Here is a 25535-nt window from a genome sequence, read left to right as displayed (position 1 = left end):
ATAAGCGCGGCCTGCGAGCGCTCTTCTATTAGAGGCTTTTGCTGACGGCTACCATCGGTTGGGCCAGGGGCGCGTAGGCTGCGTAGCCTGTGCGGGTCTTCCCAAAAGTTGGCGCATCGGCATCGATCCCGCGCTGCTTGCGTACCGATTCCATGATCAGTGACACAACCCGTTCTGCAGCATCGTGGCTGGAGCGCAGCGCCAGCATGTTGTCCGACAGAGTACAACGGAAGCGCTGATAAAGTTCCCGCAACTCTGCCCGGTCGTCATCGGGCACATCATCCAGCACTTCCGGGTTCGCACGCACCTCTGTCTGGTGTTTGTCGAAGGCGACGGACAGCTGGCGCTTTCGGGCCTGGAGCTTGTCCAGCGTCTTGAATTCGCGTTTTTTCAACAACGCGGTTTCTTCATTCAAGAGCTTCATCAGCCCAATCATGCTCTCGCGGAATGCCTCGACGATGGAATAATCAGGCATCTCAACGTACCTCCTGCAACGAGATCAACTGGCGTTCGATGTTATCGGCAAGTCCGATGCCGCCAGTGCCGGCCATTTGCTTGCCATACTCATCGACCAGCAGATCGCGGTAGATGTTCTCGGCCTGGCCACCGCCGAACATCGGGTTGCTTTCCATTCCCTTGAACATGTGGCCGAGCATCTGGCTGATGAAGATGCCTTCGAACTCCTCGGCCGCCTGTCGGATTTCCGTCTTGTCACTGCCAGCTGCCTGAAGTTTCTGCACTGCTGCGGTTGTGCGGGCGCTCTGCGCCTGGGCGCTGGCGGCGGCGGAGTCGGTGAGGGATGTGGTCTGCATCATTCGGCTCCCTTAAAGAACTTCGATTTCGGCTTGCAGGGCGCCTGCAGCCTTGATGGCTTGCAGGATAGAGATCAGATCGCGTGGCCCAATACCGAGTGCATTCAGCCCGTCTACCAATTCCTGGAGCGTCACGCTTTGGGCGAGTACGGAGAGCTGCTTGTCCTCATCCTGATCGATCTCGATCTGGGTCCGCGGGACGGTAACGGTTTCACCGGTCTGCGCGAACGGCTGGGGTTGCGATACCTGCGGCGTTTCCGTGATCCGGATCGTCAGGTTGCCCTGGGCGATAGCGACCGTGCTGATTCGGACATTCTCGCCCATCACGATGATGCCCGTGGTCTCGTTGATCACCACCTTGGCGGCAATGTCCGGGGTCACTCGAAGCTGCTCGACGTCCGTGATCAGGCCGACGGCATTGCCACGGTAATTCTCAGGAACGATCATCCGAACCGAGGCGAGGTCGTTTGCCTGTGAGATCGGCAAGCCGATAAAGGCGTTGATCGCCTGGGAGATCCGCCGCGCCGTGGTGAAGTCGGGGTTTTTCAGGGCGATGGTAACGGTCTCCATGGATGCCATAGAGAACGCGATTTCCCGTTCGATGATTGCTCCGTTGGCGATCCGGCCATTGGTAGGGACGCCCTGGATAACGCTCTGCCCGTCACCTGCGGCAGAAATTGCCCCGGTTGCCACGGGACCCTGGGCCACGGCATAGACCTCTCCATCTGCGCCGACCAGCGGGGTCACCAGCAAGGTGCCACCCAACAGGTCCTCGGCATCGCCAATGGCGGAAATGGAGACGTCAATGCGGCTACCCTGTTTTGAGAAGGGGGGAAGGGTGGCCGTTACCATTACGGCAGCGACATTGGCGGTATCGAGGTTGTCGTCGCGGGCATTGACGCCGAGCCGCTCCAGCATGCCGACCAGACTTTCCCGGGTGAAGATCGCGCTATCGAGTGCATCGCCGGTGCCGTTCAGGCCAACCACGAGGCCATAGCCGACGAGGATGTTTTCCCGGACGCCTTCGAAATCGACGATGTCTTTGATGCGAGTCTGGCCATACGCGTGCTGCGTCGGCGCGGCGATCATCAGCGCGGCCATGGCCAGAAGGCCAAGGATCGAGCTTGTAAAAAGCGATGAGCGGGTCTGTTTGTTTTCTTGCGGCCGCATCTCTATCGGTTCCTCGTGTTCTCTTGGAGTCGTCTCTCTGACCCCAGTCGATGAAGGTTATGCGAATACCATGCCAGTTATTCCGTCAGTATGATCAGGGGCTTCAGTCACCTCCATTCCTGAGCTTTCCAGACGTTGAATAGGCTGAAAATCGTAAGGCTTTATTCGCTATGAAGGTGTCTTGCCGATAGTGTATGACTCCGGAATAGGTAGGATTTGCACTATGAAAATAGATCCATCACGCCGTGTCAGTACCCCCGCCACCCGAAAAACCTCAAAGTCGGGCAGCGCAGGAGGGACACAATTTTCCGGTCTTCTCGACGGAGCTCAGGAAAGTACGTCCGCGCAGGGTTCCGGCCCCGCCATGTCGGTCGATGGGCTGCTGGCCGTTCAGGAAACAAACCCGGATGGACGCGGTCGGGGAAAGCAGGGGGCTGAGCGCGGAGAAGATCTGTTGGTCCGGCTGGAACGGATTCGCGACGGCCTTCTTATGGGAGCCATCCCCGAATCCGAATTGCGGGCTCTTGCGACCAGTATCACGACAACGCGTGAGCGGAAATTTACCGATCCCCGGCTGGGTGAAATTCTGGATGAAATCGAGCTTCGGGCACGGGTCGAACTCGCAAAACTGGGCACTTTTTTGTGAGTTTCAGGTTTGGTTTTAAAATTGTTATTTAATTTCAATTATTTGTGCGCATGAAAAGTGATGCGTTCCATCTGCAATCAGAGGGTTGAAACCGAGTGGGCCCCGGACATATACTCCGGCCGCTCGAAAAGGGCAGGAATCTTGCCTTTCATTGGCCTTTGTCTTGGAGGACCGGGATGAGCGTCACTTTGCCGCCCGACTATTCGCCGTCGGAAGACGAAGATTTTATGAATTCAAAGCAGCAGGAATATTTCCGCCAGAAGCTGCTTAAGTGGCGTGCTGAGCTTCTGCATGAAGCGAACGAGACGCTGAGCCACTTGACCCAGGAAAATCTGCAGAAACCGGATATGGCTGATCGTGCCTCTCTGGAAACTGACCAGCAGATCGAACTGCGGACCCGTGATCGCGAGCGCAAGCTGATCAGCAAAATCGATGCGGCGCTGCATCGGATCGAGGACGGCAGTTACGGGTATTGTGAGGAGACGGATGAGCCGATCGGCTTGCGGCGTCTTCAAGCTCGGCCGATCGCGACCTTGAGCCTCGAAGCTCAGGAGAGGCATGAGCGCCTTGAGCGGACACACCGCGACGACTGACCCTGATATATCTAAATGAATAAAGAAAAGGCCGTTCCTCAGGGAGCGGCCTTTTTGAGTCTGGATGAAATCATCGCGATGAGGGCCGCATGCGGCCAGAACAAAGCCGGGCGGTAAATCTTACCGCCCGGAGTTGTTGGATCATGAGGGGATCAGAAGGGCATCAGGATTTCGAGAGCCTGAGCACCGTAGCGCTGCTGCTGCAGGTCGGAGATCTGGCCGCGGCCTCCATAGGCAATGCGGGCTTCTGCCATCTCGTCATAGCTGACGGTATTCTCGGAAGTGATGTCCGCCGCGCGGATCACGCCGCCGACGACGATCTCGCGAACTTCCATATTCACCCGAACTTCCTGGCGCCCGAAGAGAACCATATTGCCGTTCGGCAGCTGCTGCGTCACCACGGCGGCGACACGCAGGTTGATGGTCTCGTTCCGGTCGATCCGGCCGCGGCCGTCATTGGCTAGGGATGAATTCAGATCCACAAGGCCGGCGCCCGTCGTTCCCTCGGCGAAGACATCGCTCAGCAGGGATTGCGCTCCGAACAGGCCGTTTACATTGAGGCCGTCGGTATGGGTGCGGTCGTGCCGGGTGCGGTTGTCGATTGCGGCGTCGTCTGCGATTTCAACGACAACGGTGATGATGTCGCCGACCTGGCTGGCGCGCTGATCCTCGAAGAAGGCGCGGGAGCCTTCCACCCATAGAGAATTGGCCTGCCGGGTCGCGGTGACCGGTGCCGGCATCGGCATCGAGACCGGCCTGTAGTTTTCCGCCTGGGTCGGGTTCTGGATCTCCGAGAGCTCCGGCGTTTTGCCGATGTCGGCAAGGCGCTGGAAGAGATTGCAGGCGCTGACGGACATTCCGATCAGGGCAACCGCGGTGATGCGGGAGAGCAGAGCGGGGAGGGACTTGTTTTTCATTGTTCCGGTTCCTTGAAAGGAGTGCCTAGTTCATCGCAAGACGCGGGCCGGCGACGGAGACGATGCCGGATTGGGTGACCGAACCGACAACTGTCTTGCCGCTGGAAAGGTTCTTCACGCGGATCGTGTCCTTGCGTGCGCCGCTCTCGAGAGCCTGACCGCGAAGTGTCAGTGTCATGAAGGATGTTTTGAAGATAAGGGTCACCAGATCGCCCTTGTGGATCAGCTCAATCGGCTTCACATCGGTTCGCCGGATCACGCGGCCGGCGGTAATCGGCCGGCGGGCGCTCATGCCGACAAGCTGGTCGGCAGAAGTTACCGTGTTGTAGCTGCTGCGGCGGGCACGCATTTCCGTCCAGACGATGTCGCTGGCATGGATCGTCTCGCCGGGCGCGGCATGCCGGCTCAGCACCGGAACCTCGATAACCGGATATACTTCACCCTGTGCCTGGGCGCGGACACTCTTGCCGTTACCGATCGGCACGGAGACCGAAGCTGCGAAGCGCCGGTTCTGGCTGTTGTAGTCGATGGTGTCGACCGAGATTTCCGGCGGCATATCTGCCGGGATCATCATTGTCAGCCGACGGTTGGTCAGCTCGACATCGATGTTGTCGGCAACATAGTCCCGTTGCAGCCGTTCTGCGATGGCCTCCCGGATCAACTGCAGCGGTACTGCGCGACCTTCGCGCTGGACGGCGACACGGATCCGATTGTGCGGAGGTGTCCAGTCCAGGTCGTGGATGGAAGCCAGTTTTTGCAGCGTGCGCAGGCGGACCACCATGTTTTCACCAGGGGGCGGGGCATCGCCGACGCGGGCGTCCTTTCCGGCCGGCAGGCCTAAGAAAAGATCGCTCAGCATCAGCGTGTCCCGGTCGAGCATGACGGTCTCATTTGCAAAGAGCGGCACGCCCTTGGTCTCGCTCGCTGTCGCCGTCTGCGGGATGCCGAGGGCAATCCCGAAGAGCGCGGCGGCCGTGATGAGCTTCAGTGGCTTCAGCATTTTGCGTGTCATGTCGTTACTCCCTGGTTTCCGGGGTCAGGCCGCGTTAGCGAACCTGATTGACCGTGGCCATCATCTGATCCGAGGTCTCGATGACCTTCGAATTCAACTCGTAGGCGCGCTGGGCCGTGATCAGGTCGGTGATTTCCTGCACCGGATCCACGTTCGAGGATTCGATGTAGCCCTGGAAAAGGCCGCCGAAGCCGTCCGTTTCCGGGTTGGCCGTGCTCGGCGCGCCGGAAGCTTCGGTTTCGAGAAGCAGGTTGTTACCGGCATGTTCGAGACCGGCATCGTTCTGGAAGGTCGCCAGCTGGATTTGGCCGACATTTGATTCTGCCGTCTGGCCGTCCAGCTTCACCAGAACCTGGCCGGACTGGTTGATGGTCACGCCGACTGCGCCGGCGGGAACAGTGATACCCGGCTGGACGGTGTAGCCATCTGCGGTCACCAGCTCGCCCGTCTGGCTCACCTGGAAGGAGCCGTCACGGGTATAAGCCGTTTCGCCGTCCGGAAGCTGGACCTGAAAGTAGCCGTTGCCGCGGATCGCCAGATCGAACTGGTTGTCGGTGAGGATCAGCGATCCCTGCTCGTTCACACGATAGGTCGCTGCCGTGCGGACACCGACACCGAGCTGGATGCCTGAGGGAACAATCGTGCCCGCATCAGAGGAGTTGGAGCCTACCCGCCGCAGATCTTGATACAGCAGATCCTGGAACTGGGCCCGGTGCCTCTTGAAGGCGGTGGTGTTCATGTTGGCGATGTTGTTCGAAATAACCTCGACGTTGGTCTGCTGAGCCAGCATGCCGGTGGAGGCGATGTTTAGTGACTGCATGGTTTTCTTCCTTCTTCCGGCAAATTAAGCGGCTGTGGCGGTGCCGAGTTTACGGACCGAGGTGCGAAGTCTTTCGGCTTCCTGATCCAGCATGTTCTTCACGCTTTCATAGCTGCGCTGAATGTCGATCAGTCTGGTCAGTTCCGAGATGGCGGAGACATTAGAAGTCTCGAGGTGACCCTGGAGCATCTTGGAGCGCTCGGGGGGGCGGGGTTGTTCGGTCGTCTCGAAGGTGCTGCCGCCGCGCTTCTGCATGCGCGGCAGGTCGTCGAATTCGACGACTTTCAGAATTCCGAGCACTTCCGGCCCGGCGCTGATGGTGCCATCCGGCGAAATCTCAATCTTGCGACCGTCCTGCGGGATGAAAATCGGGTTGTCGTCCGTATCCATGACCAGCTCACCGTTGCCGGTTATCAGCTGGTTGTCCGGGCTGAGCTTGAAGTTACCGTTCCGGGTGTACATTTGCTCCCGGCCGTTATCGACCGTGAAGAACCCTGGGCCTTCTATGGCGACATCGAACGTGTTCTGCGTCGGCTGAAGTGTGCCGGGCTGATGGATGACGATGGTTCCGTGGTCGATCACGAAGTCCAGCTTCTCGTCCATCTTGGTGTCAGTTTCATAAGGCGAGTAGAGAGCGATTTCCCGCTTGAAGGCGGTTGTGCTTGAGTTCGCGATGTTATTGGCGACCAAAGACAGTTCGCGCCGGAGGGCGGATTGCCGGGAGAGCCCGATATAGATCGCATTTTCCATGACGATAATTCCCAACCAGTGTCCAAATCGCCGCGTTCTACGGCCGTTGCCGAGGAATAAGCAGGTTTCGTGCCAGTTATTAAGTCAGGGAAAATCAACAGGTTAAATATGAGGCCGACGGCTCTGGATCGCGTCGCTCGGCAAGTCGCGCCGAGATGGAAGCTTTTGCCGGGCGGTGTTCCGGAGCTGATCCGGGCCTTGCTTGAATGGACCTCAAGTCTCCGATACGCGCGTCTTTAGAGACTGGGTGCGCTCATTTCGCGAAGTTTATGATAAATATGGAGAATTGGTGCGTTATATGCTTTACTCTTTAGGTGCGTCTGGGTTTCCCGATGCTTGGGGCTGCATGCACTGTTTGGATCGCGCCCCGATCGGGTCGGGCTGGTTACGCTTTGCTATATTCAGCCAGGTGCTGGCTGTTTTAATGGGCTTGGAACAGGACGGAACGCATGGCCGAGGAAGGCGAAGTCGTTGAGGACAGCGGTGAAGCGGGTGAGGAAGAAGCCAGCCGAAAGCTAAGCCCCAAAAAAATCATCCTGTTCGTGTTGCTGCCCCTGTTGCTTCTGGTTGGGGCCGGCGCGGGCGCGGCGATCATGCTTGGTATGCTGGGCGGCGAGGAGCCTCCTCCCGAAGTCGCGGCAGGCGCGGAGCCTCAGGAGGTGGTGGAAGAAAAAACCTCTGCCCAGGCAATCTTCTTCGAAGTTCCCGACCTTATCGTCAATTTGAATACGAACAGCCGCAAAACGGCATTCCTGAAGATTAAAATCGCGTTGGAAGTCAGCGATCCAGCCGATGTGGATGTCGTTAATCAGAACTTGCCGCGTATCGTTGACAACTTTCAGGTATATTTACGTGAACTCCGCGTGGACGACCTGCAAGGGTCTGCTGGCATGTATCGTCTGCGTGAGGAACTGCTCCGCCGTGTGAACCTGGCTGTTCGCCCGGCGCGGGTGAAAGATGTACTATTTAAGGAAATGCTGGTTCAGTGAGGAATTCGCATGGCCGATGATGATCTCGCCGCCGAATGGGAGGCGATGGGTGAAGACGACGAGGACGATGATGTTGGTGGCGGCAGTGGTACTGGCGCCCGGGTTCTAAACCAGGACGAAATCGACTCTCTGCTTGGATTTGACGAGGGTGCCGGCGGTGATGGCGATACCTCGGGTATCCAGGCCATCGTCAATTCGGCTCTCGTCTCATACGAACGCCTTCCGATGCTCGAGGTCGTGTTTGACCGCCTCGTCCGGATGATGTCGACAAGCCTGCGTAACTTTACGTCCGACAACGTCGAGGTCTCACTCGACAACATCACCTCCATCCGTTTCGGCGATTATCTGAACTCTATCCCGCTACCGGCGATGTTGAGCGTGTTCAAGGCGGAGGAATGGGATAACTACGGGCTGCTCGTTGTCGATTCGGCGTTGATCTATTCCATCGTCGACGTTCTTCTCGGTGGTCGCCGGGGCACGGCGGCCATGCGTATTGAAGGCCGTCCCTACACCACGATCGAACGTAATCTGGTGGAACGCATGGTCACGGTCGTGTTGAGCGATCTGTCCGCTGCGTTCGACCCGTTGAGCCCGGTGACATTCCGCTTCGATCGTCTGGAAACGAACCCGCGATTTGCCACCATTGCGCGGCCTGCGAACGCGGCAGTGCTGGCGCGGCTCCGTATCGATATGGAAGATCGTGGCGGGCGTCTTGAATTGATGCTTCCCTACGCCACACTGGAGCCGGTCCGTGAGCTGCTGCTGCAGATGTTCATGGGCGAGAAATTCGGCCGTGACTCCATCTGGGAAACTCACTTGGCGAACGAGCTTTGGGCAACGGATATTGAGCTTGAAGCGGTGCTGGACCAAGTTGTCCTGTCGCTGAACGATGTCTTGAACTGGAAGCCGGGCACGAAGCTGCAGCTGAACGCCAGCCCGAAATCGACGATCGACATGCGATGCGGCGAGGTCCCGCTCTTTATCGGCGGGATGGGGCAGCGCAACGGCAACATCGCGGTGAAGATCAAGCAGAAGCTGCGAAAGATGTAGGCGGACCGCATGTCAGAAACGATGCTGCCCCTGATCCTTGATGGCCTTCTGGTCGTACTTTTGCTGGCGACCATCGTCTACACCGTTTGCGCGGCAATCACGATGAGATGGAAGTTTTTGTCGATAAACTGAACGTCGCATGCGCGCGGGCGGAATCTGCAACTGCGGGCCTGCGCAATGCAGGGGAGAACGGCAAGGCGGTCTTCAGGGAAGCCGCGTCCAAGGCTGAAGCGCTGCGCGATGAGCTTGCTTTCCTGGTCGAGCGTGCCGATATCGTGGCTGGGCGCCTTGCAACTGCGAGTGAAGGCACCAAAATCGTTTCGAAGGAAGCTCAGGGTCAGGTTGCTGCGGCAAAGCCCGACCCGGTCAGAAAGCCGGGATCGAAGCGTCCTGCTCCGGCTGCCCGCCGTGCGCAGGAAGCCGGACGATCGCAGGAGCAGGCAAGGGCCGGGCGGGCGGCGCCAGCCGATGATGCCGGGTCCCCACGTTCGGAAGCCGAGGAAGAGTTGCTGAAAGCACTGAGGAACGCACGCTGATGGCATATGACAGGCAGGGACGGAAAGCCACGGTAAAGCCGGAAGATGCCGGGCAGACGGCGACGCCGAATGCCGCGCGTGTTCAGGGTGGACAAGCCGTTAAAGGCAAAGCACCCGTTCGGCGTGCGGCGGGGAAGAAATCGCCAGCTGCAGGGGATCATCGTCAGGCGGGTATCCCGCGCAAGCAGAGCAAGCGCTCAGGCGCTTTTATCCGTGTTCTCCCCGTCGTGGTTGTTGTTTCCATGTTCCTCATGGGGGTCAAGGTTGTCGGCATCTGGGATGTTTTGGAGAACGGGAAATCGCCGGTCAGCGTTGCTGCCTTCGCCGAGGCGGACAGCCCGGCTCCGACGTCAAGACAAGCGGGGAGTGCCGCTGAGCCACAGCAGCTGGCGCAGGCAACTGAGCCTGCGAATAGCAACGATGGAGACAAACCACTCGATCCCGTGCTCTTCACGCGCTCGGAAATTGAGCTGCTGCAGGATCTGTCGAAGCGGCGCAAGGAGCTGGATGCCCGGGAGCAGACCGTTATCCAGAAAGAGGGCCTGCTGACGGCCGCTGAAGACAGAATCGACAAGAAGATTGTCGAGCTTCAGAAGGTCCGGACGGAAATCGAAGGGCTTATCAAGACCTACGATGAGCAGGAAGAAAAAGAGATCAAGAGCCTCGTGCAGATTTACGAGAAAATGAAGCCTAAGGATGCCGCGCGGATCTTCGATGAGCTGGACATGAGCATTCTGCTGCGGGTTTTCGACCGGATGAAGGCATCAAAGTCCGCATCCGTACTCGCTAATATGCGCCCGCAAAAAGCGAAGGAAGTGACTTCGCGAATCGCCGAGCGGCGGACCATCCCCAATACCAACTGATTTTATCCCGCGCATTGTGCGCTCGAGAACGCATAGCTAGACTTTGCTTGCCGGGGACCTGCTATTCGCAGTATTCCATCGGTATATCAGGCATTAACGACCTTTTAATAGGATCGCTGTTAGTGTCTGGGCGTTGGTTAATTGAAAGCCGGACTGGATCCGGCCCTGTATGAAAATGGAGAGGTGCCGATGGCTGTCGACAAGGGCATGAGGGTTCTCATTGTCGATGATTACAAGACAATGTTGCGTATTATTCGGAACCTTCTTAAGCAGCTTGGTTTCAACAATGTAGACGAAGCGAGCGATGGCAGTGCTGCCTTGCAGATGCTGCGTCGCGGCGACGAATACGGTCTTGTGATTTCCGACTGGAATATGGAGCCGATGACAGGGCTCCAGCTGCTCAAGGAAGTACGGGCAGACTCCAAACTGAAAAGCACGCCGTTCATCATGGTTACTGCCGAGAGCAAGACTGAGAACGTTGTGGCTGCAAAGCAGGCCGGTGTGAACAATTACATTGTGAAGCCGTTCAACGCAGAGACGCTGAAGACGAAGATGACCGCGGTTATCGGAGCTTTCTGATAGCTGTTGCTCTCTTGGGCCGGTTACAGCGCGGGGTAGTTGTCTATGACTGAGAACGGAATCCGCGAGGATCTGTTACCGGAAGCAGCGCGGGAACTTGACGCAATGGCCTCGGTTGCCGAAGAGGCAGCCGAGCGAATCCTGACGGCCGTCGAGAAGATCGACGAGTTGCGGGAAGGCATGCCGGAAGCGGTTTCCGAGGCCGTTGGCGAAGCAATTATCGAGATTTTCGAGGCTTGCGGTTTCCAGGATTTAACCGGCCAGAGAGTGGGCCGGATCCACAAGACCCTCGACGGTGTTGCGGATCGGGTCGAGGCTGTAATGGCCCATACGGGGCACGGTCACGGCGGCGCTTCATCCGAGGCGAAAAGAAATCGTGACAAACACCCGGAAAATGTAGAAGAATCAGGTAGTGAACCGTTCTCAGAAGAGGGTTTGTTGAACGGTCCTCAGCTGCCTTCCGATGCGAAGACCCAGGAAGAAATTGATGCGCTGATGGACCAACTCAACAAGTAGTCTATGGCCCAAGGCGAAGACAAGGCGCGTGGTGCAAGCCAGCTCGGCAGCTTGCCGCTGTTTCTGAGTCTGTTTTTGCTCCTTCTCGCGTTCTTCATTTTTCTCAACTCAATCTCCACCCGTCAGTCGGGCAAGAGCGAACACGTCATCGACAGTGTGCGTTCGAGCTTTGCATCTGTGCTGCGGGGCGGGACTGGCGAGGGCGTGTTCGAAGGCGAACCCGGTAAAGCCGACGAAAAAGGACTGCGGGACGATTTTCTCGAAGCGTTCGATCCGCTGCTCAGCGAGACCGAGATCCGTCTGGAGCGGCCGGGTAACCCGTTTTACATAGATTTCCAATCCGGACGCCTGTTCGAGGGTGACCGGGTCGATCCAATCTTTGATTTCCGCGATTTCTCAAAACGCGTCTCCGCTGTTCTCGCGTCAAAGACGGCACGCGATGGAGCCGAGATCCGGTTCTGGTTCAACGTTCCCGCACCCGGGAACGAAATGCTGCTGGCGCGACAGAGAGCGGCCCGGCTGGCTGAGATCATGATCGCATCGGGGACCCCCCGAGCAAACGTTTCCATCGGATTTCGCGAATTGCCACGACCTGATACTGTCCGTATTGCCGTCCATCTCGGTGCTGAAGGGCACGGAGCTCGATGAGAGGGAGGGTGGCACGGCGCGGGAGTCGCGAGCGGAATCAGGGCGGCACCTGGATGGTGACCTTTGTCGATCTGGTATCACTTTTGCTCGCGTTTTTCGTGCTGTTGTTCTCCATGACCTCGCCGGATGCGCCGCAATGGGAATCCTTCACCGCCTCCCTTCGGTCCACGTTCTCGTCCGAGTCGGTAAAACGATCACGCGAAGCACTGATGCCGGAAAGCGTTGAGACCGAGGATCCGGGGCGGGGTTTCGATCTCGGCTATCTGCGACGGCTTCTTGAAGTGACCATGTCCCGCAATGCCATTCTGCAGAACGCGACGATTACGGCGCAGAACGGGCGGCTCGTCCTCTCCATGGCAAGCGACGTGTTTTTCCAGCCAGGGGCAGCAACCATGCGGGCTTCCGGCGAGGAAGCGCTTTTCGATCTTGCCGTTGCCTTGACCCAGATCGACAACCGGATCGACATTGTGGGGCATACGGATCCCCGGCCGTTCACATCGGCGTCCGGATCTTTCCGCTCGAACTGGGACCTGTCGCTTGCCCGGGCACTCTCTGTTGCCGACACGCTTCAGCGCTTCGGTTATCGTAAGCCGGTTGAAGTCAGAGGTGCTGCTGACGGGAAATTCGGAGAAATCGACAGATCATTGCCGCTCGAAGATCGATATCGCAGGGCTCGGCGCGTAGATCTCGTGATTTATCACGAGAGGGACCGGCGATGAGCATGCGCCAGCTCACATGTGAGGAGCGAGGGCGTATCGCATCTGCTGGAGCCGGGATGCGGTCTGCCGCGATCCGGACCGTAGCAGTGCTATGCTTGGTGCTCGTGACATTGGCTTCGGCCGGGGCGCAGACCCTTGGTATTTCAAGCGGAAGTGCGAACGGCGTCGATAGCCTGCGATTCGACTGGCCAACTCGGGTCGGTTACGAGGCTCAAAAGTTCGGCAACACTCTGGCGATCGTGTTCAATCGCCCGGTCGCAGCCGATTTCGGCCCGGTGGCAAACGGTGTCGGGAATTTCATCTCCGGGGTCAGCCTCGATAGCGATAACCGAACGGTGCTGATCGATCTCACAGGCAATCCGCGGTTCCGCTCAAGCCGAGTCGGAACATCGGTTGTCCTGGAGTTTTTTGATCGTAATGCTCCGGCACCGGCTGCTGCCGCGGCGCCAGCTCCGGCTCCGAGAGCTGCTGCCGCTCCTGCTCCGCCTGCACCGGCACCCGCGCCCGCAGCGGCTCCAGCCCCTGCAAAGAGGGCTCCGCCAGCGGCGAGTCCGAGGCCGCCGAATGTGCCTGAATTGTCCGTGCGGACCGGTGCGCATGACAAATTTTATCGTTTCGTTTTCGACTGGACGAAGCAAACGCCCTATAGCGTTTCGGAGCAACCGGACCGCGCGGTTATCCGGTTCGAAAACCCGGCCTGGATCAATGACGAAGAGGTCCGGCGGTTCATTCCGGAGCGTTTAAAGAATTTCAGTTCGGTTCCTGGCGGCAATGCGATCGATGTAACGATCCCGCTGCAGGCGCGTGAAGGTGTTCGGCATTTCACCAGCGGAACGCGGGTCGTTCTGGATGTGGTGGAGGGCGGTGAGCCGAGTAGAACGGGAGTATCCGCATCCGCATCGACAGAGCCTGCAGTGCCGGCGCCTCGTGCCGCACCGGTAGAGCCAGTGACGGCAGCGGTACCGGAAAATCAGGCGACCGATTCCGCGAAACAGGTCGCCGCCCAGTTCGGACTGCAGCCGCAAGCCGGCGGGGCTGCCGGAGTTGCCGTGCCTCCGGCATCGGTGGCGGCAGCTCCAGCACCGGCACCAGCACCAGCACCAGTTAATGCGTCGCAGACCGAAGCGACAGATAACCCAGCCCCCATACCTCCTGCCGCCGGAGCCGGGGCAGAGCAGCAAGCCGCTGCCGATCCTGCTCAAGCCGGACTGCCCCAAACGGAAACAGAGTCACAAGCGACGGCGCCGGGCAAGTCACCCGAGATAGAACCGGAGGCTTTTGGAACTGCGACACGGCTTCAGGACATCGATCTGAAGACGCTGATGAAGAATGGCGAGTCTCTTGTCTCCAGCCTCAGTGCCGGAAATCAGGGGGTGATCGAAGGACCGGTCATTCCGGTCACCGCCTCGCAGGACAACAATATCGTCTCGGTCCGTTTTGAGTGGACCCAGCCTGTTGCCGCCGCGGTGTTCGCGCGGGCCGGGTATGTGTGGGTGGTCTTCGGAGCGCCCGCCCGCTTTGATCTCAAGGGCCTTAATAGTGTCGACTATCAGTTGTTCGGCGAAAAAATTCAGGTTCCGGTAAATGGAGGATCGGCTGTCCGGTTCCCCACCGTCGAAGGCGTTAACCCCAGAGTCTGGCGTGACAATGCCGTCTGGATCGTTGATTTCCGGCCCCAGAACAGCCGGCCTGATGTGCCGGTGCGAGTTGAAACACAGCTCGTCAGCGCGCAGGGCCCCCGCGTTTTCATCCCGCTGGAGGACCACGGCGCGACCGTTATTATCAGGGACCCCGAGATCGGCGATCAGCTGTTTGTCGTGCCGGTCGCCTCGCTCAGCCGCGGTGTCGACGGTTTGCGGCAATTCACCGAGTTCAATCTTCTGAATTCGGCGCAGGGCGTGGTTGTTCAGCCTTTGGCCGATGATGTCACCATCCGGTCCTTGCCGGATGGTGTTGCCATCACCAAGCTCGGCGGGCTGACGATTTCTCGAAATGTGCAGCAATCGACGGACGATCAGGTTGCTCAGCGTATAGATGGATTGCCGCCCGGATTGGCGCCTGGCCGGATATTCGATTTCAGCAATTGGCGTAAAGGCGGCACGGAAGATTTCCTGCAGGAAAAGCAGGCGATCCAGAGGCGGATTTCCGAAGCGACCAGTATCGCGCGTAGCGGTCCCCGCCTGGAGCTGGCTCATTTTTACTTCGCGCACGGCCTTTCCGCCGAAGCGATGGGGCTGCTTCGGACGATCGAGGCCGAGGACGAAGATCTCTCCCGCAGGCCGGACGTGAAAGCGCTGCGTGGCGCGGCTCATTTCATGCTCGGGCGTTACAAGGAAGCCGAGGAAGATCTGATGGACCGCAATCTCAGCGGTCTATCGGAGGCAGAGCTATGGCGCGGTGCGACGAAGGCGTCTCAGGGGCGGTGGCCGGAAGCGGTCGAGCATTTCGCCCGCGCCGGTGAAATACCGGGTGGATATCCGAGAAACGTCGCGACACAGATGGCGCTGCTGGCCGCTGAAGCGGCGATCCGCGCTGGCGACTATCGTGGCGCTGGCGCCTTCATCGATGTTGTCGCTGAAGGCCAGCCGACACCCGGCGAGCAATCCCGCCTGAATTATCTGCGGGGGCGGATTCTTTACGCGTCGGGAGATATCGACACGGCGCTGGATTACTGGCGGCGTCTATCCCAGGGGCTGGACCGCTGGTCACGGGTCCGTGCCGAGCGGGCTCTGATCGAACATGGTCTGAGGGCTGGCCAGATCAGTCCTACGGATGCAATCGCCGGGCTTGAGAGCCTGCGCTACACGTGGCGTGGGGACCAGGTTGAGTTCGACCTGTTGCGCGAATTGGGCAAGCTTTACCTGGAAGAAAACGAATATATTGACGGACTGAATGCGCTGCGTGAAGCGGTGACCTTCTTCCCGGAAAATCTATATGCCGAGCAGGTCGCCGAGGAGATGACGGATTCCTTCAGCCGGATCTTCACCGAGGGCGACGCTGACAAGATGACGCCGATCCAGGCGTTGTCGCTTTACGATCAGTTCCGTGAACTTACCCCTGTCGGCGCCCGCGGAGACGAGATCATCCAGAGGCTGGCGGATCGTCTGGTCCAGGTCGATCTGCTTGATCGTGCATCCATTCTGCTGGAACGGCAGGTGAAGTTCCGTCTGCAGGGCGGAGACAAGGCGCGTGTCGGCGCCAGGCTCGCTCTGATCCGTTTGTTGGACCGCAGACCTGAAGAAGCACTGGCCGCGCTGGATGAAAGTGTCGCTCCCGGTATGGGGGCAGATCTGGCGCTGGAGCGTAAGCGCCTCCGCGCCCGCGCCGAGTTTGAATTGGGGGATGCGGACGGTGCATTGAGGCTGCTGTCCGGTGATCAGAGTCGGGATGCGGATTTGTTGCGCGCGGATGTTTTCTGGCGGACCCAGCGCTGGGCTCAGGCTGCCGAGGTTTTCCAGCGTCTGGTTGGACGGTCGGGTCAGGACGGGCGTCGGATCGACGATCGCGCAGCGACTCTGATCCTGAACTGGGCTGTATCCTTGTCGCTTAGCAACAATATTGAGCAGTTGAGCCGGGTTCGGCAGATTTTCACCCAGCAGATGGACAACACGCCGTTCCGCGAAGCTTTCCGCCTGATTACCAACAAGACCGAGGGAGATCTCGACGATTTCCGGACGTTGGCGGACCGGTTCGGTGAGATTGGCCGGTTTCAGGCTTTCCTGACGTCCTATCGGGACCGTCTCAAGGACAAGCCGCTGAGTGCAACAAACTAGGTTGTGCCCGCACTTCGTGTTGTGAGTGTGACGGTGTCTCTGGCTATGAGGCGCCGAAACTTCGCACCAGACTTCCGGCGATCAGATACCAGCCATCCACCAGAACGAAGAAGATCAGCTTGAAGGGCAGGGAGACGATGACCGGCGGCACCATCATCATGCCCATGGACATCAGGATTGACGCCACGACCATATCGATGATGACGAACGGCAGGTAGATCAGGAAGCCGATCTCGAAGGCACGTCTTAGCTCGCTGATCATGAAGGCGGGGACGAGCACTTTAAGAGGCGCGTTAGCGCCGATTTCGTCCGGGCCGACCCGGCCAATATCCTCAAAAAGCTGAAGATCCTTGTCGCGGACCTGGCTGAGCATGAATACACGGAATGGTTCAGCAGCGCGCTCGAAGGCTTCAAACTCGTCTATCCGTTCCTCGATCAACGGAGAGATGCCGTCCTGCCACGCTTTTTCAAGTGTTGGCGCCATGATGAAGCCGGTCAGGAACAGTGCGAGGCTGATCATTACGATATTCGGCGGCGATTGCTGGGTGCCGAGCGCGGTACGGAGCAGAGAGAAGACGATCACCAGCCGGGTGAAAGATGTGACGGTCACCAGAATGCCCGGCGCAATGGAGAGCAGTGTCACGACGCCAACAAGCTGGATCAGGCGCGCCGTTGTCGAGCCGCCGGGCTCACCGATATCCAGAGTCAGGGTCTGCGCCACTGCATCCGGCGCCATAATCAGGCAGATCAGGGCGGTGCAGATAACTCCTGCGATGCCGGCCCAGTGCGGCCAGCGGAGGGTGAAAAGGGCCTGTCTCATGCCTGCTCTCCCTTTTCAGCCAGCTTGTCGGCGGTTCCGGCGGCTTTCAAGGCGGACTGAAAGCTGCTCGTGCCCAAGTCTGAGGCGATAATCAGATCGTTATTCGGGCCAAGCAGCAGTAAATGCTCGCGGTCATCGCAGCGAACGAGCATCACGCGACGCCGCGGGTCGAGAGATATCTGACCGGTCACTGAGAGACGCCCGGTATTGTGGGTGCGCACGATACCAAGCCTCCCCGCATAGCGGCGGGCAACCCAATAGACCACGCCGATCAAGCCGATCGTGAAGGCGAAGCCGAGGAAAAACCGAACATAAATATCAAAACCCATGACGAAAGCATTTCACAAGGTGTCGCGGATGGGAACCGGCAAGCCGATGTCCGTGATGCGAAGTAACGGTGATCTGTGGAGAGAAGCCGGGCAGGGCCGGAAATCAAGGCGACACGTTTGGATGCGGTCAGCCGTTGCCGCGCCCTTTGCCGCCATAGGCTGCTGCGGCCTTCCTGCGCAGGTTCGCGGAATCGGAAGGGGGCGCTTCCTCAGCCGCCTTTTTGGCCATTACCTCCGACAGCAATTCAAGCAGCCCGATGACATGTTTCATTTCCGGAGCGAGGGCGTGGGCTTCTTTCGGCGGCAGGTCCGGGATCGTTGTACAGACGGACGCTACATCCGTTTCAAGGCCGATAAGCGAGCCGGAGATGATTGACGACGGCTCCTTCAGGGCGGCCTCAAGGCGTGCACGCACCGATGTCAGCCGTTCTGCTGGGGTTTCAGGATTTGCGGCTGTCATTTCTGCTCCTCGACACGGATCCGTTCGTTGGCGCGATATACATAGGTTAGGATCTCTGCGACGGCCGCGAAGGCTTCAACCGGGATTTCGCAATCCACTTCGACGGCAGCGAGGATCTGCACCAGGTCCGGATCTTTCCGCACTTTCACATCGTTTTCAAAAGCAAGGCGCAGAATTTTTTCCGCGACCTCGCCATAACCTTTGGCGATCACCCGCGGTGCGTCTTCGGTGCCGTCATCGTGGTCGAGTGCGATTGCAATCTGGCGGTCTTTCGCCGCGTTGGCTTCACGCCGGGCTTTGGCGGCACGCCGCTCCATTGCCGCGCGCTGCCCCTCCCGATTAGGGAGGGCTTCTGCGTCGGACACCGAAATTCCTGTCAGGTCTCGCGAACGGTCTGTCATAGGGAGAAGTATATGCGCGCAGGCGCCCAACCCAAACAAGCCAATCTTGGCATGATGTTTGCTTTTACTGTTGCGGGAGCTATGAAGGTTCTCTGAGATGAACGAAAAGTGCGCGAGCGAGAGTCGATATGTCGATCACCAATCTGACACTGATGAACATGGCACAGCACAAGCTGAACTGGCTTTCCGAACGCCAGTCCGTGTTGGCGCAGAACATCGCGAATGCCGACTCTCCGAGCTACCGGTCGCAGGACCTTACACCGATCAACTTCAAGCGAGAGGTTGAGCAAGTGATCAAGCTTCCCGTCGCAGTGACGGAAGGCAGCCACATGACCGGAACCACGCCGCGCAATGATTTCCGTATCGATAAAACGAGTTACAAGGACGTTTACGAGGCGAGCCCGAACGGCAACGGCGTCGTTCTGGAAGAACAGATGATCGCCGTGCAAGACACCAAGCTGCAGTACGACCTCGCGCTGAACCTCTACAACAAGCAGATCGGCATGTTCCGCACTGCACTTGGCGGCGGTGGTGCCCGGTAAGCAGGCCCCCCAGTAAAAACAGGCGTGGACAGGAAAGGATTAAGTCATGGATCTCAATTCTGCGATCAAGATTTCCGCATCCGGTATGCGAACCCAGGGCACGCGGCTCAGGGTCATTTCCGAAAACGTGGCCAACGCGGACTCACTCGGTTCGGTCAAGGGAGTAGACCCTTATCGCCGTAAAACCATCGTCTTCGAGAACTATGTGAACCGGGAGGCGGATGCCGAAATGGTCCGTGTTGCGAAGATCGGGCGGGACGATTCGGAGTTCGAGCTGGCATACGAGCCGTTCCATCCTCTGGCCGATGAAGAGGGATATGTGCGTCGCCCGAATGTGAACAGCCTGATTGAAATGATGGACATGCGGGAAGCGCAGCGCAGTTACGAGGCCAACCTTTCCTCGATCGAGATGGCGCGTAGCATGCTGCAGCGGACGGTTGATCTGTTACGCGGCTAAATATGGGCTGGGCTGGAAAGAAAGCGTGATTCCGAGTAATATCGGGTTGAATAGAAATGGAGTTCTCCATGGTAAGCAATATCGGAAATGCGCTAGGAGCTGCCGGAATCGGTAAGGTTCCAGGTGCCGATGGAGCAAAATCCGCCGACATGGTCGGGACCGATTTTTCCAGCTTCGTGAAGCAGGCGGCTCAGGATGCAGTCGGTGTGATGGAGTCTGGCGAGCAGATGTCCATGAAGGGGATTGCCGGCGAGGCGGACCTGACCGACGTGGTGCAGGCGGTGAACAGCGCCGATATTACGCTCAGGACAATCGTGACCCTCCGGGATCGCATGGTTCAGGCCTATCAGGAAGTCATCCGCATGCCAGTTTGATGGCGCTTGCGGCTCCTTTTCGGGTCATAATCGATTGGTCATGAATTGCCCGGCAGGAATTGCCGGGCTGCACATGTTTGCCGGGATGAGACCGTGGCCGGGATGAGACCATGAATGAAGCTGATGCCATCGAGATCGGCCGCGAGGCCGTTATCACAATGCTGACAATGTCGACGCCGATCATGTTGCTTGGCCTTGCCATCGGCCTGATGATTTCCTTGTTTCAGGCCCTGACCCAGTTGCAGGAAATGACACTGGTGTTCGTGCCGAAGATCATCATCGTGTTCGGCGGGCTTATTTTCTTCCTGCCGTTCATGCTGAACACAATAACTGCCTTCATGCAGTCCATAGCAGACAAAATCATATCGCTCGGATAGGGCTGGCGCAGGTTCATGCCTCTTGAGGATTTCCTCCCGACTCAGGTCTACATCATTCTGCTGGTCTTGAGCCGGCTGGGTGGGACCATGATGCTCATACCGGGTATCGGGGAGACCTTCGTTCCCGTCCAGTACCGGCTGATCTTGACTCTTGGGCTGAGCCTCGTCGTTGCACCGTTGGTCGCGGACACAATCCCGCTGGCGCCGTCTGCACCGGAGCTGGCGCGCCTGATATTTTTTGAAATGGTGATCGGGCTCTATTTCGGGATCGTTGCGCGGATCCTGTTATTGACGATGGATACGGCAGGTCAGATCATCGCCATGAATACAGGGCTTTCGAATGCGCAGATATTCAACCCGGCCATCGCTACGCAAGGCTCTCTGCCCGGCTTCTTCCTGCTGAATATCGCGACCCTGCTTTTGCTGATCACGGACCTGCATCATTTGCTGATCCGCGCCTTGATTGACAGCTACTCCCTGTTCCCTCCAGGGGAGTCGCTTCCCATTGCAGGTTTTGCTGATGCGATTTCGACGATCATTTCGAAAAGCTTCCAGCTTGCGGTCCAGCTTGCCTCGCCGTTCATTGTGCTGGGGCTGCTTTTCTATCTGGTGATGGGGGTCATGGCGCGGCTGATGCCGCAATTGCAGATCTTTTTCGTCGCGCTGCCGATACAGGTGGTGATGGGGTTGATGGTTCTTTCACTGGTTCTCAGTGGGGCCATGCTGGTCTTTTTGGAGTATTATGGCGCGAGTATCGGGAGTTACGTGATCCCGACCTAAAATGTGTGGCGCCGCGACAATGGAGTTGCGGCAGCCGGGGCGATCGGAGCCGGTGGCATGGCCGACCAGGACGATGCAGATAAGTCAGAAGAACCGTCTGCGCGAAAACTCTCGCAAGCGCGGGAGAAAGGGCAAACCCTCAGTTCCAAAGAGGTGAACAATTTCGCCGTCCTTTTGGGGGCGACGTTGATTGTCGGACTGATCGGGCCTTTTCTGCTGACGGATATGAGCCGCGCACTGCTGTTTTTCATCGAGCGTCCCGACCGTGTCGACATGAGCGCCGTCGGACCGGTCCTTTACGATACTCTGCTTAATGTGGGGATCGCAGTCGCGCCGGCATTGGGCCTTCTTGTCGTTCTGGCGGCTGGAGGAATTCTCGCACAGATAGGCTGGCTGATTGCTCCGTCAGCGATCGAACCGAAGCTTGAGAAAATCTCACCAATCGCCGGTGCAAAACGTCTGTTCAGCTTGAAATCGGTCGTTGAGCTGCTCAAGGGCATCGTCAAGATGGTTCTGGTCGGCTTCGTCGCCTATCTGATCGTCTCTCCGGAATTCTCGCGCGTCGAGCTGATGGTGCAGATGGACATCACGGAACTGCTCAATGAAACCCATTGGGTGGCGATCAAGTTGTTCGTCGGTGTGCTGGCGATAATGGGTGTGTTGGCGACCGTAGACTACCTCTATCAGCGCTATGAGTTCATGAAGCAGCAGCGCATGTCCAAGCAGGAAGTGAAGGACGAGCACAAGCAGACCGAAGGCGATCCGCATGTGAAAGCCCGGCTGCGTCAGCTCCGGGCGGAACGGGCCCGCACGCGAATGATTGCCGAGGTGCCAAACGCGACGGTGGTGGTAACGAACCCGACCCACTTTGCCGTGGCGCTGAAATATGAAATGGACGCTATGGCCGCCCCGCGAGTCGTTGCCAAGGGCGTGGACGCTGTTGCCCTGAAAATCCGGGAAGTCGCGACAGACAGCGATGTTCCGATCGTTGAAAACCGGCCGTTGGCGCGCGCGCTATTCGAGAATGCCGAGATAGACGAGGAAATCCCGGAAGAATATTTCAAGGCCGTTGCCGAGGTGATCAGCTATGTCTTCAAGTTGAACAAATCGAACGTGCCCGCGAACATCTCTCTATAAATTAGAAAAAAGACAGGGCGGAGGGCACGTGCAATCGTTCCGCACAAATGTCTCGACCCTTGGGGAGACCGGATGGATCCGATGATTGTGCCCGCGGCGAGCGGCTTTTTGGTGGCCGCTGCCATTGGTGTCGCTGCGACTGTCAAACTCAGGCGCTCCCGCGCGGCCTTGAGAATACTCGAGGCGGAGCGTGAACAATTACGGGCAGACGTTGCGGCCTTGACGTCAGAACTCTCTGAGCGAACTCAGGCGGAGAAAGCGGAAGCCACGCCAATGCTTCCGGTCTGCAGGTTTTCCGACGAAGGCCGTTTTCTGTCCGCCAATCAGGCTTTCGTCGATTTGTTTGCTGCGGGTGACGGGGACGATATCGCCTCAAACAAGGTTGTTCTCCGATTGCGCCTCATGGTCAGCAAGCACATGGAGCAGGCCCGGGCTGCAGAGCCGGGAGTGCTTGTCACGGCTGGAACGGTGCCGTCGGCGGAGGGCCAGTCAGCCTGGCAGGTGCAGCTTGCCGTTGATCGGGACGCGGAGGACGGCGGAAGCATTCTGGCATTGCTGTTGCCCGAGACGGATAGCTGGACGGCTCCGGCTCTCGATTACGCCCCGGCCGGCATTGTTTTCCTCGGCGGCGATTTCAAAACCATTCATGCGAATGCGGCTTATAGGGCGCTGGTCGAAGGCACCGGGCCGGGAGCGGCGGACAGGGGCACGCTCTTTGTCGATCTTATCGACCAGGAAGACCGCGAGGCCGCGGCCCGGTTCCTGGAGGGAGCCTCCGCAGATGGAGAGAACATCGAAGTCCAGCTTGTCGACCGCGAAGGTGGGGACGGCATCGAGGTCGCTGTTTTTTGCCGTTCCCTTAAAGTCGGGGAAGGTCCGGATGGCGCGACGCTCGTCGTATATCTGATCGATATCGGTCGCCGCCGTCAGTTGGAGGCGCAGGTCGCCCAGTCGCAGAAGATGCAGGCTGTCGGCCAGCTCGCAGGCGGTGTCGCACATGATTTCAACAATCTGCTGACGGCCATGAACGGGTATTGCGATCTCCTGCTCGCCCGTCACCGGCCGGGAGACCAGTCCTTCTCGGATGTCATGCAGGTAAAGCAGAACGCCAACCGGGCGGCTAATCTGGTGCGCCAGTTGCTCGCGTTTTCCCGTCAGCAGACGATGATCGCGCGGGTGCTCGATGTCACCGAGACCGTTGCGGACCTGTCGCACCTGTTGCGCCGCCTGATCGGTGAGAACATCGTTCTGAAAATCACCCATGGCCGCGAGCTGGCACCGATCCGGGTCGATCAGGGGCAACTTGAGCAGGTGGTGATCAATCTGGTCGTGAATGCCCGTGACGCCTGCCCTGGCGGTGGCAAGATCACGATGAAAACCCATGACTTTGTCACTCAGGTGCCGGTTCGGCGCGGTGATGACATGATGCCCGCCGGGCGCTATGTGCAGCTCGATGTGGTGGATACCGGAACCGGCATTGAAGAGAAGATCATAGGCCGGATTTTCGAGCCGTTCTTCTCGACCAAGGAGGTCGGGCAGGGAACCGGGCTCGGTCTCTCCACTGTCTATGGCATCGTGAAGCAGATCAACGGCTTCATTTCGGTGGAAAGCACAGTCGGAGAGGGCACGACGTTCTCCGTATTCCTGCCCGCCTACGAGGGTAAGGAGGCGCTCAGCCGGCATGGCGACGGGCAGATGGATGGCACCGAATCACGCAAGGATCTGACCGGGGTGGAAACCATCATGCTGGTCGAGGACGAGGATCCGGTCCGTCTGTTCGGCGCGCGTGCCCTGCGGAACAAGGGCTACAAGGTAATCGAGGCTCGTAACGGAGAGGCGGCCCTGCAATTGCTGTCGGACAAGAGCGAGGAGATCGACCTGTTGATCACCGATGTGGTGATGCCGGGGATGGATGGTCCGACCCTGGTGCGCAAGGTGCGGGAGGACCGGCCGGATCTCCGGGTTATCTGTATTTCAGGCTATTCAGAGGACGCCCTGCGCCAGCGCATCGAGGAAGACACCAACATTCATTTCCTGCCGAAGCCCTTCAGCCTGAAGCAGCTTGCGGGAACGGTGAAAGATGTGCTCCACCCGCTATGAGTGCTCCATGGTGATTCGGACGACGGAATTGGAACAAGGTGAGAACATAATGCTGATCTCATCGCCCAGACGCAAAATGTCGTAGGCAGTCGTAAAGTGAATCCTAGATTTCGAACGTGAACAAAAGGGGAAAATGTTCTTGTAAATGAGAACAAAGCTGGTACATACTGAAATCCGAATTTCAGTTCAGTCCCTTCCATAACGTTAATTGGACAAACGGGGCGGCGCTGATTGCCATTGCAGGCGTCCTTGTGGGATATGGAGGATCGGGTATGTCGGAACTAGCACTCAGAGTCATCGAACGGGACCCCATGGACAAGACAAAGGCGTTGGAAGCTGCCCTCGGCCAGATCGAGAAGGCATTTGGCAAGGGCTCGATTATGAAGCTCGGCCAGAACGAGCAGGTGGCTGAAGCCGAAGCCGTCTCGACCGGCTCTATCGGGCTCGATATCGGATTGGGAATTGGCGGCTTGCCACGCGGTCGCATCGTCGAGATTTACGGCCCGGAAAGCTCCGGCAAAACCACTCTTGCACTGCATGCCATTGCGGAAGCCCAGAAGAATGGCGGCACTTGCGCCTTTGTCGATGCGGAACACGCGCTTGACCCGATCTATGCCCGCAAGCTTGGCGTTGATCTCGATGAGCTGCTGATTTCCCAGCCGGACGCCGGTGAGCAGGCGCTGGAAATTACCGATACGTTGGTACGCTCCGGCGCTATCGATGTGCTGGTTGTCGACTCTGTCGCAGCCTTGGTGCCGCGGGCGGAACTTGAAGGCGAGATGGGCGACAGTCATGTCGGCCTGCAGGCTCGACTGATGAGTCAGGCGCTGCGCAAGCTGACCTCCTCGATTTCAAAGTCCCGCTGCCTTGTCATCTTCATCAACCAGATTCGTCTGAAAATCGGTGTGATGTTCGGTAACCCGGAAACCACGTCCGGCGGCAACGCGCTCAAGTTCTATGCCTCCGTACGGCTGGATATCCGGCGGATCGGCGCGATCAAGGATCGGGACGAGGTGGTCGGTAACCAGACCCGGGTCAAGGTGGTGAAGAACAAGATGGCGCCGCCCTTCAGGGTGGTCGAGTTCGACATCATGTATGGCGAAGGCATTTCCAAGACCGGAGAGATCCTTGATCTCGGCGTCAATGCCGGGATCGTCGAGAAGTCCGGCGCATGGTTCTCCTACAGCGGTCAGCGCATCGGCCAGGGCCGTGAGAATGCCAAGCGCTTCCTGACCGAGAACAAGGAAATCGCCAGTGAGATCGAACAGCAGATCCGGCAGAATGCGGGCCTGGTCGCGGATGCGATGATGCAGGGGCCGGACGATACGGCACCAGCAACCGATGGCTGACTCCGGATAAGGAAAT

The 25535-nt window shown here is 58.5% G+C and carries 30 protein-coding genes; 19 read left to right on the top strand and 11 right to left on the bottom strand.

Annotated elements, in window-relative coordinates; genetic code table 11:
* Positions 1-28: 28 nt before the first annotated feature.
* From VOI22_RS07755 to VOI22_RS07745, 3 genes are read right to left on the bottom strand one after another with little or no spacing between them, the layout of a single operon-like run.
* Positions 29-475 (bottom strand): hypothetical protein, encoded by a 447-nt coding sequence (locus tag VOI22_RS07755; protein ID WP_323795942.1) that lies wholly within the window; start codon positions 473-475, stop codon positions 29-31.
* Position 476: 1 nt separating this feature from the next.
* Positions 477-815: a rod-binding protein gene (locus VOI22_RS07750; protein WP_028464625.1), complete on the bottom strand. Its 339-nt coding sequence runs from the start codon at positions 813-815 to the stop codon at positions 477-479.
* 9 nt (positions 816-824) lie between these two features.
* Positions 825-1982, bottom strand: coding sequence for a flagellar basal body P-ring protein FlgI (locus tag VOI22_RS07745; protein ID WP_416366109.1), 1158 nt, complete (start codon positions 1980-1982; stop codon positions 825-827).
* 223 nt (positions 1983-2205) lie between these two features.
* On the opposite strand from VOI22_RS07745, the gene VOI22_RS07740 reads away from it, so the two are divergent.
* Positions 2206-2628: a flagellar assembly protein FliX gene (locus VOI22_RS07740; RefSeq protein ID WP_323795941.1), complete on the top strand. Its 423-nt coding sequence runs from the start codon at positions 2206-2208 to the stop codon at positions 2626-2628.
* A gap of 176 nt (positions 2629-2804) precedes the next feature.
* A complete protein-coding gene (gene dksA, locus VOI22_RS07735; RefSeq protein ID WP_028464628.1) occupies positions 2805-3221 on the top strand; it encodes an RNA polymerase-binding protein DksA in 417 nt (138 codons plus the stop codon).
* Between the two features lie 152 nt (positions 3222-3373).
* Here dksA and flgH read toward each other — a convergent pair whose 3' ends face one another.
* The 4 genes from flgH to flgF are packed head-to-tail and all read right to left on the bottom strand — an operon-like array spanning position 3374 to position 6720.
* Positions 3374-4138 (bottom strand): flagellar basal body L-ring protein FlgH, encoded by a 765-nt coding sequence (flgH, locus tag VOI22_RS07730; RefSeq protein ID WP_036553073.1) that lies wholly within the window; start codon positions 4136-4138, stop codon positions 3374-3376.
* A 25-nt stretch (positions 4139-4163) separates the two neighbouring features.
* On the bottom strand, positions 4164-5150 hold the full coding sequence (flgA, locus tag VOI22_RS07725) for a flagellar basal body P-ring formation chaperone FlgA (RefSeq protein WP_323795940.1): 987 nt from the start codon (positions 5148-5150) through the stop codon (positions 4164-4166).
* 34 nt (positions 5151-5184) lie between these two features.
* Positions 5185-5970, bottom strand: a complete 786-nt coding sequence (flgG, locus tag VOI22_RS07720; protein WP_028464631.1) for a flagellar basal-body rod protein FlgG — start codon at positions 5968-5970, stop codon at positions 5185-5187.
* A 24-nt stretch (positions 5971-5994) separates the two neighbouring features.
* Positions 5995-6720 (bottom strand): flagellar basal-body rod protein FlgF, encoded by a 726-nt coding sequence (flgF, locus tag VOI22_RS07715; RefSeq protein WP_323795939.1) that lies wholly within the window; start codon positions 6718-6720, stop codon positions 5995-5997.
* 449 nt (positions 6721-7169) lie between these two features.
* On the opposite strand from flgF, the gene VOI22_RS07710 reads away from it, so the two are divergent.
* The 9 genes from VOI22_RS07710 (at position 7170) to VOI22_RS07670 (ending at position 16393) form a co-directional block, all read left to right on the top strand.
* Positions 7170-7709, top strand: coding sequence for a flagellar basal body-associated FliL family protein (locus VOI22_RS07710; RefSeq protein ID WP_028464633.1), 540 nt, complete (start codon positions 7170-7172; stop codon positions 7707-7709).
* Positions 7710-7718: 9 nt separating this feature from the next.
* Positions 7719-8759, top strand: a complete 1041-nt coding sequence (fliM, locus tag VOI22_RS07705) for a flagellar motor switch protein FliM (RefSeq protein ID WP_028464634.1) — start codon at positions 7719-7721, stop codon at positions 8757-8759.
* An 86-nt stretch (positions 8760-8845) separates the two neighbouring features.
* Positions 8846-9295 carry a DUF6468 domain-containing protein gene (locus VOI22_RS07700; RefSeq protein WP_323795938.1) on the top strand — a complete coding sequence of 150 codons (450 nt, stop codon included), beginning with the start codon at positions 8846-8848 and terminating at the stop codon, positions 9293-9295.
* Entirely contained in the window at positions 9295-10158 is an 864-nt protein-coding gene (locus VOI22_RS07695; protein ID WP_323795937.1) for a hypothetical protein, read from the top strand. Before VOI22_RS07700 ends, VOI22_RS07695 begins: the two co-directional genes overlap by 1 nt.
* A 189-nt stretch (positions 10159-10347) precedes the next feature.
* A complete protein-coding gene (locus tag VOI22_RS07690; RefSeq protein ID WP_028464636.1) occupies positions 10348-10737 on the top strand; it encodes a response regulator in 390 nt (129 codons plus the stop codon).
* A gap of 45 nt (positions 10738-10782) precedes the next feature.
* Entirely contained in the window at positions 10783-11253 is a 471-nt protein-coding gene (locus tag VOI22_RS07685; protein ID WP_323795936.1) for a hypothetical protein, read from the top strand.
* Between the two features lie 3 nt (positions 11254-11256).
* On the top strand, positions 11257-11901 hold the full coding sequence (locus VOI22_RS07680; protein WP_323795935.1) for a hypothetical protein: 645 nt from the start codon (positions 11257-11259) through the stop codon (positions 11899-11901).
* Positions 11902-11909: 8 nt separating this feature from the next.
* The gene (locus VOI22_RS07675; protein WP_323795934.1) at positions 11910-12620 is read left to right on the top strand and encodes an OmpA/MotB family protein; all 711 of its coding nucleotides are present in this window, start codon (positions 11910-11912) and stop codon (positions 12618-12620) included.
* Between the two features lie 56 nt (positions 12621-12676).
* Entirely contained in the window at positions 12677-16393 is a 3717-nt protein-coding gene (locus tag VOI22_RS07670; protein WP_323795933.1) for a hypothetical protein, read from the top strand.
* Positions 16394-16436: 43 nt separating this feature from the next.
* Here the strand turns inward: VOI22_RS07670 and fliP are convergent, their stop codons facing one another.
* From fliP to VOI22_RS07650, 4 genes are all read right to left on the bottom strand, one after another.
* Positions 16437-17213 (bottom strand): flagellar type III secretion system pore protein FliP, encoded by a 777-nt coding sequence (gene fliP, locus VOI22_RS07665; RefSeq protein WP_416366108.1) that lies wholly within the window; start codon positions 17211-17213, stop codon positions 16437-16439.
* Positions 17210-17542, bottom strand: coding sequence for a flagellar biosynthetic protein FliO (locus VOI22_RS07660; protein WP_323795932.1), 333 nt, complete (start codon positions 17540-17542; stop codon positions 17210-17212). The genes fliP and VOI22_RS07660 overlap by 4 nt, the downstream gene beginning before the upstream one ends.
* 127 nt (positions 17543-17669) lie before the next feature.
* Positions 17670-18002, bottom strand: a complete 333-nt coding sequence (locus tag VOI22_RS07655) for a hypothetical protein (RefSeq protein ID WP_323795931.1) — start codon at positions 18000-18002, stop codon at positions 17670-17672.
* Positions 17999-18367, bottom strand: coding sequence for an EscU/YscU/HrcU family type III secretion system export apparatus switch protein (locus VOI22_RS07650; RefSeq protein ID WP_323795930.1), 369 nt, complete (start codon positions 18365-18367; stop codon positions 17999-18001). Before VOI22_RS07650 ends, VOI22_RS07655 begins: the two co-directional genes overlap by 4 nt.
* A gap of 164 nt (positions 18368-18531) precedes the next feature.
* On the opposite strand from VOI22_RS07650, the gene flgB reads away from it, so the two are divergent.
* From flgB to recA, 8 genes are all read left to right on the top strand, one after another.
* Positions 18532-18945, top strand: a complete 414-nt coding sequence (gene flgB / locus VOI22_RS07645) for a flagellar basal body rod protein FlgB (protein WP_323795929.1) — start codon at positions 18532-18534, stop codon at positions 18943-18945.
* A 46-nt stretch (positions 18946-18991) separates the two neighbouring features.
* A complete protein-coding gene (gene flgC, locus VOI22_RS07640; protein WP_323795928.1) occupies positions 18992-19402 on the top strand; it encodes a flagellar basal body rod protein FlgC in 411 nt (136 codons plus the stop codon).
* A 68-nt stretch (positions 19403-19470) separates the two neighbouring features.
* On the top strand, positions 19471-19776 hold the full coding sequence (locus VOI22_RS07635) for a flagellar hook-basal body complex protein FliE (protein ID WP_028464647.1): 306 nt from the start codon (positions 19471-19473) through the stop codon (positions 19774-19776).
* Positions 19777-19886: 110 nt separating this feature from the next.
* On the top strand, positions 19887-20153 hold the full coding sequence (gene fliQ, locus VOI22_RS07630; protein WP_028464648.1) for a flagellar biosynthesis protein FliQ: 267 nt from the start codon (positions 19887-19889) through the stop codon (positions 20151-20153).
* Positions 20154-20168: 15 nt separating this feature from the next.
* The gene (gene fliR, locus VOI22_RS07625; RefSeq protein WP_323795927.1) at positions 20169-20933 is read left to right on the top strand and encodes a flagellar biosynthetic protein FliR; all 765 of its coding nucleotides are present in this window, start codon (positions 20169-20171) and stop codon (positions 20931-20933) included.
* 57 nt (positions 20934-20990) lie between these two features.
* Entirely contained in the window at positions 20991-22070 is a 1080-nt protein-coding gene (gene flhB, locus VOI22_RS07620) for a flagellar biosynthesis protein FlhB (RefSeq protein WP_028464650.1), read from the top strand.
* Between the two features lie 72 nt (positions 22071-22142).
* The gene (locus tag VOI22_RS07615) at positions 22143-24170 is read left to right on the top strand and encodes an ATP-binding protein (protein WP_323795926.1); all 2028 of its coding nucleotides are present in this window, start codon (positions 22143-22145) and stop codon (positions 24168-24170) included.
* A 272-nt stretch (positions 24171-24442) separates the two neighbouring features.
* Entirely contained in the window at positions 24443-25519 is a 1077-nt protein-coding gene (recA, locus tag VOI22_RS07610) for a recombinase RecA (RefSeq protein WP_323795925.1), read from the top strand.
* Positions 25520-25535: the final 16 nt, after the last annotated feature.

It is taken from the genome of Nisaea sp., assembly GCF_034670185.1.
Taxonomy (GTDB): Bacteria; Pseudomonadota; Alphaproteobacteria; order Thalassobaculales; family Thalassobaculaceae; genus Nisaea.
This window is presented reverse-complemented; position numbering and strand designations above follow the sequence as displayed.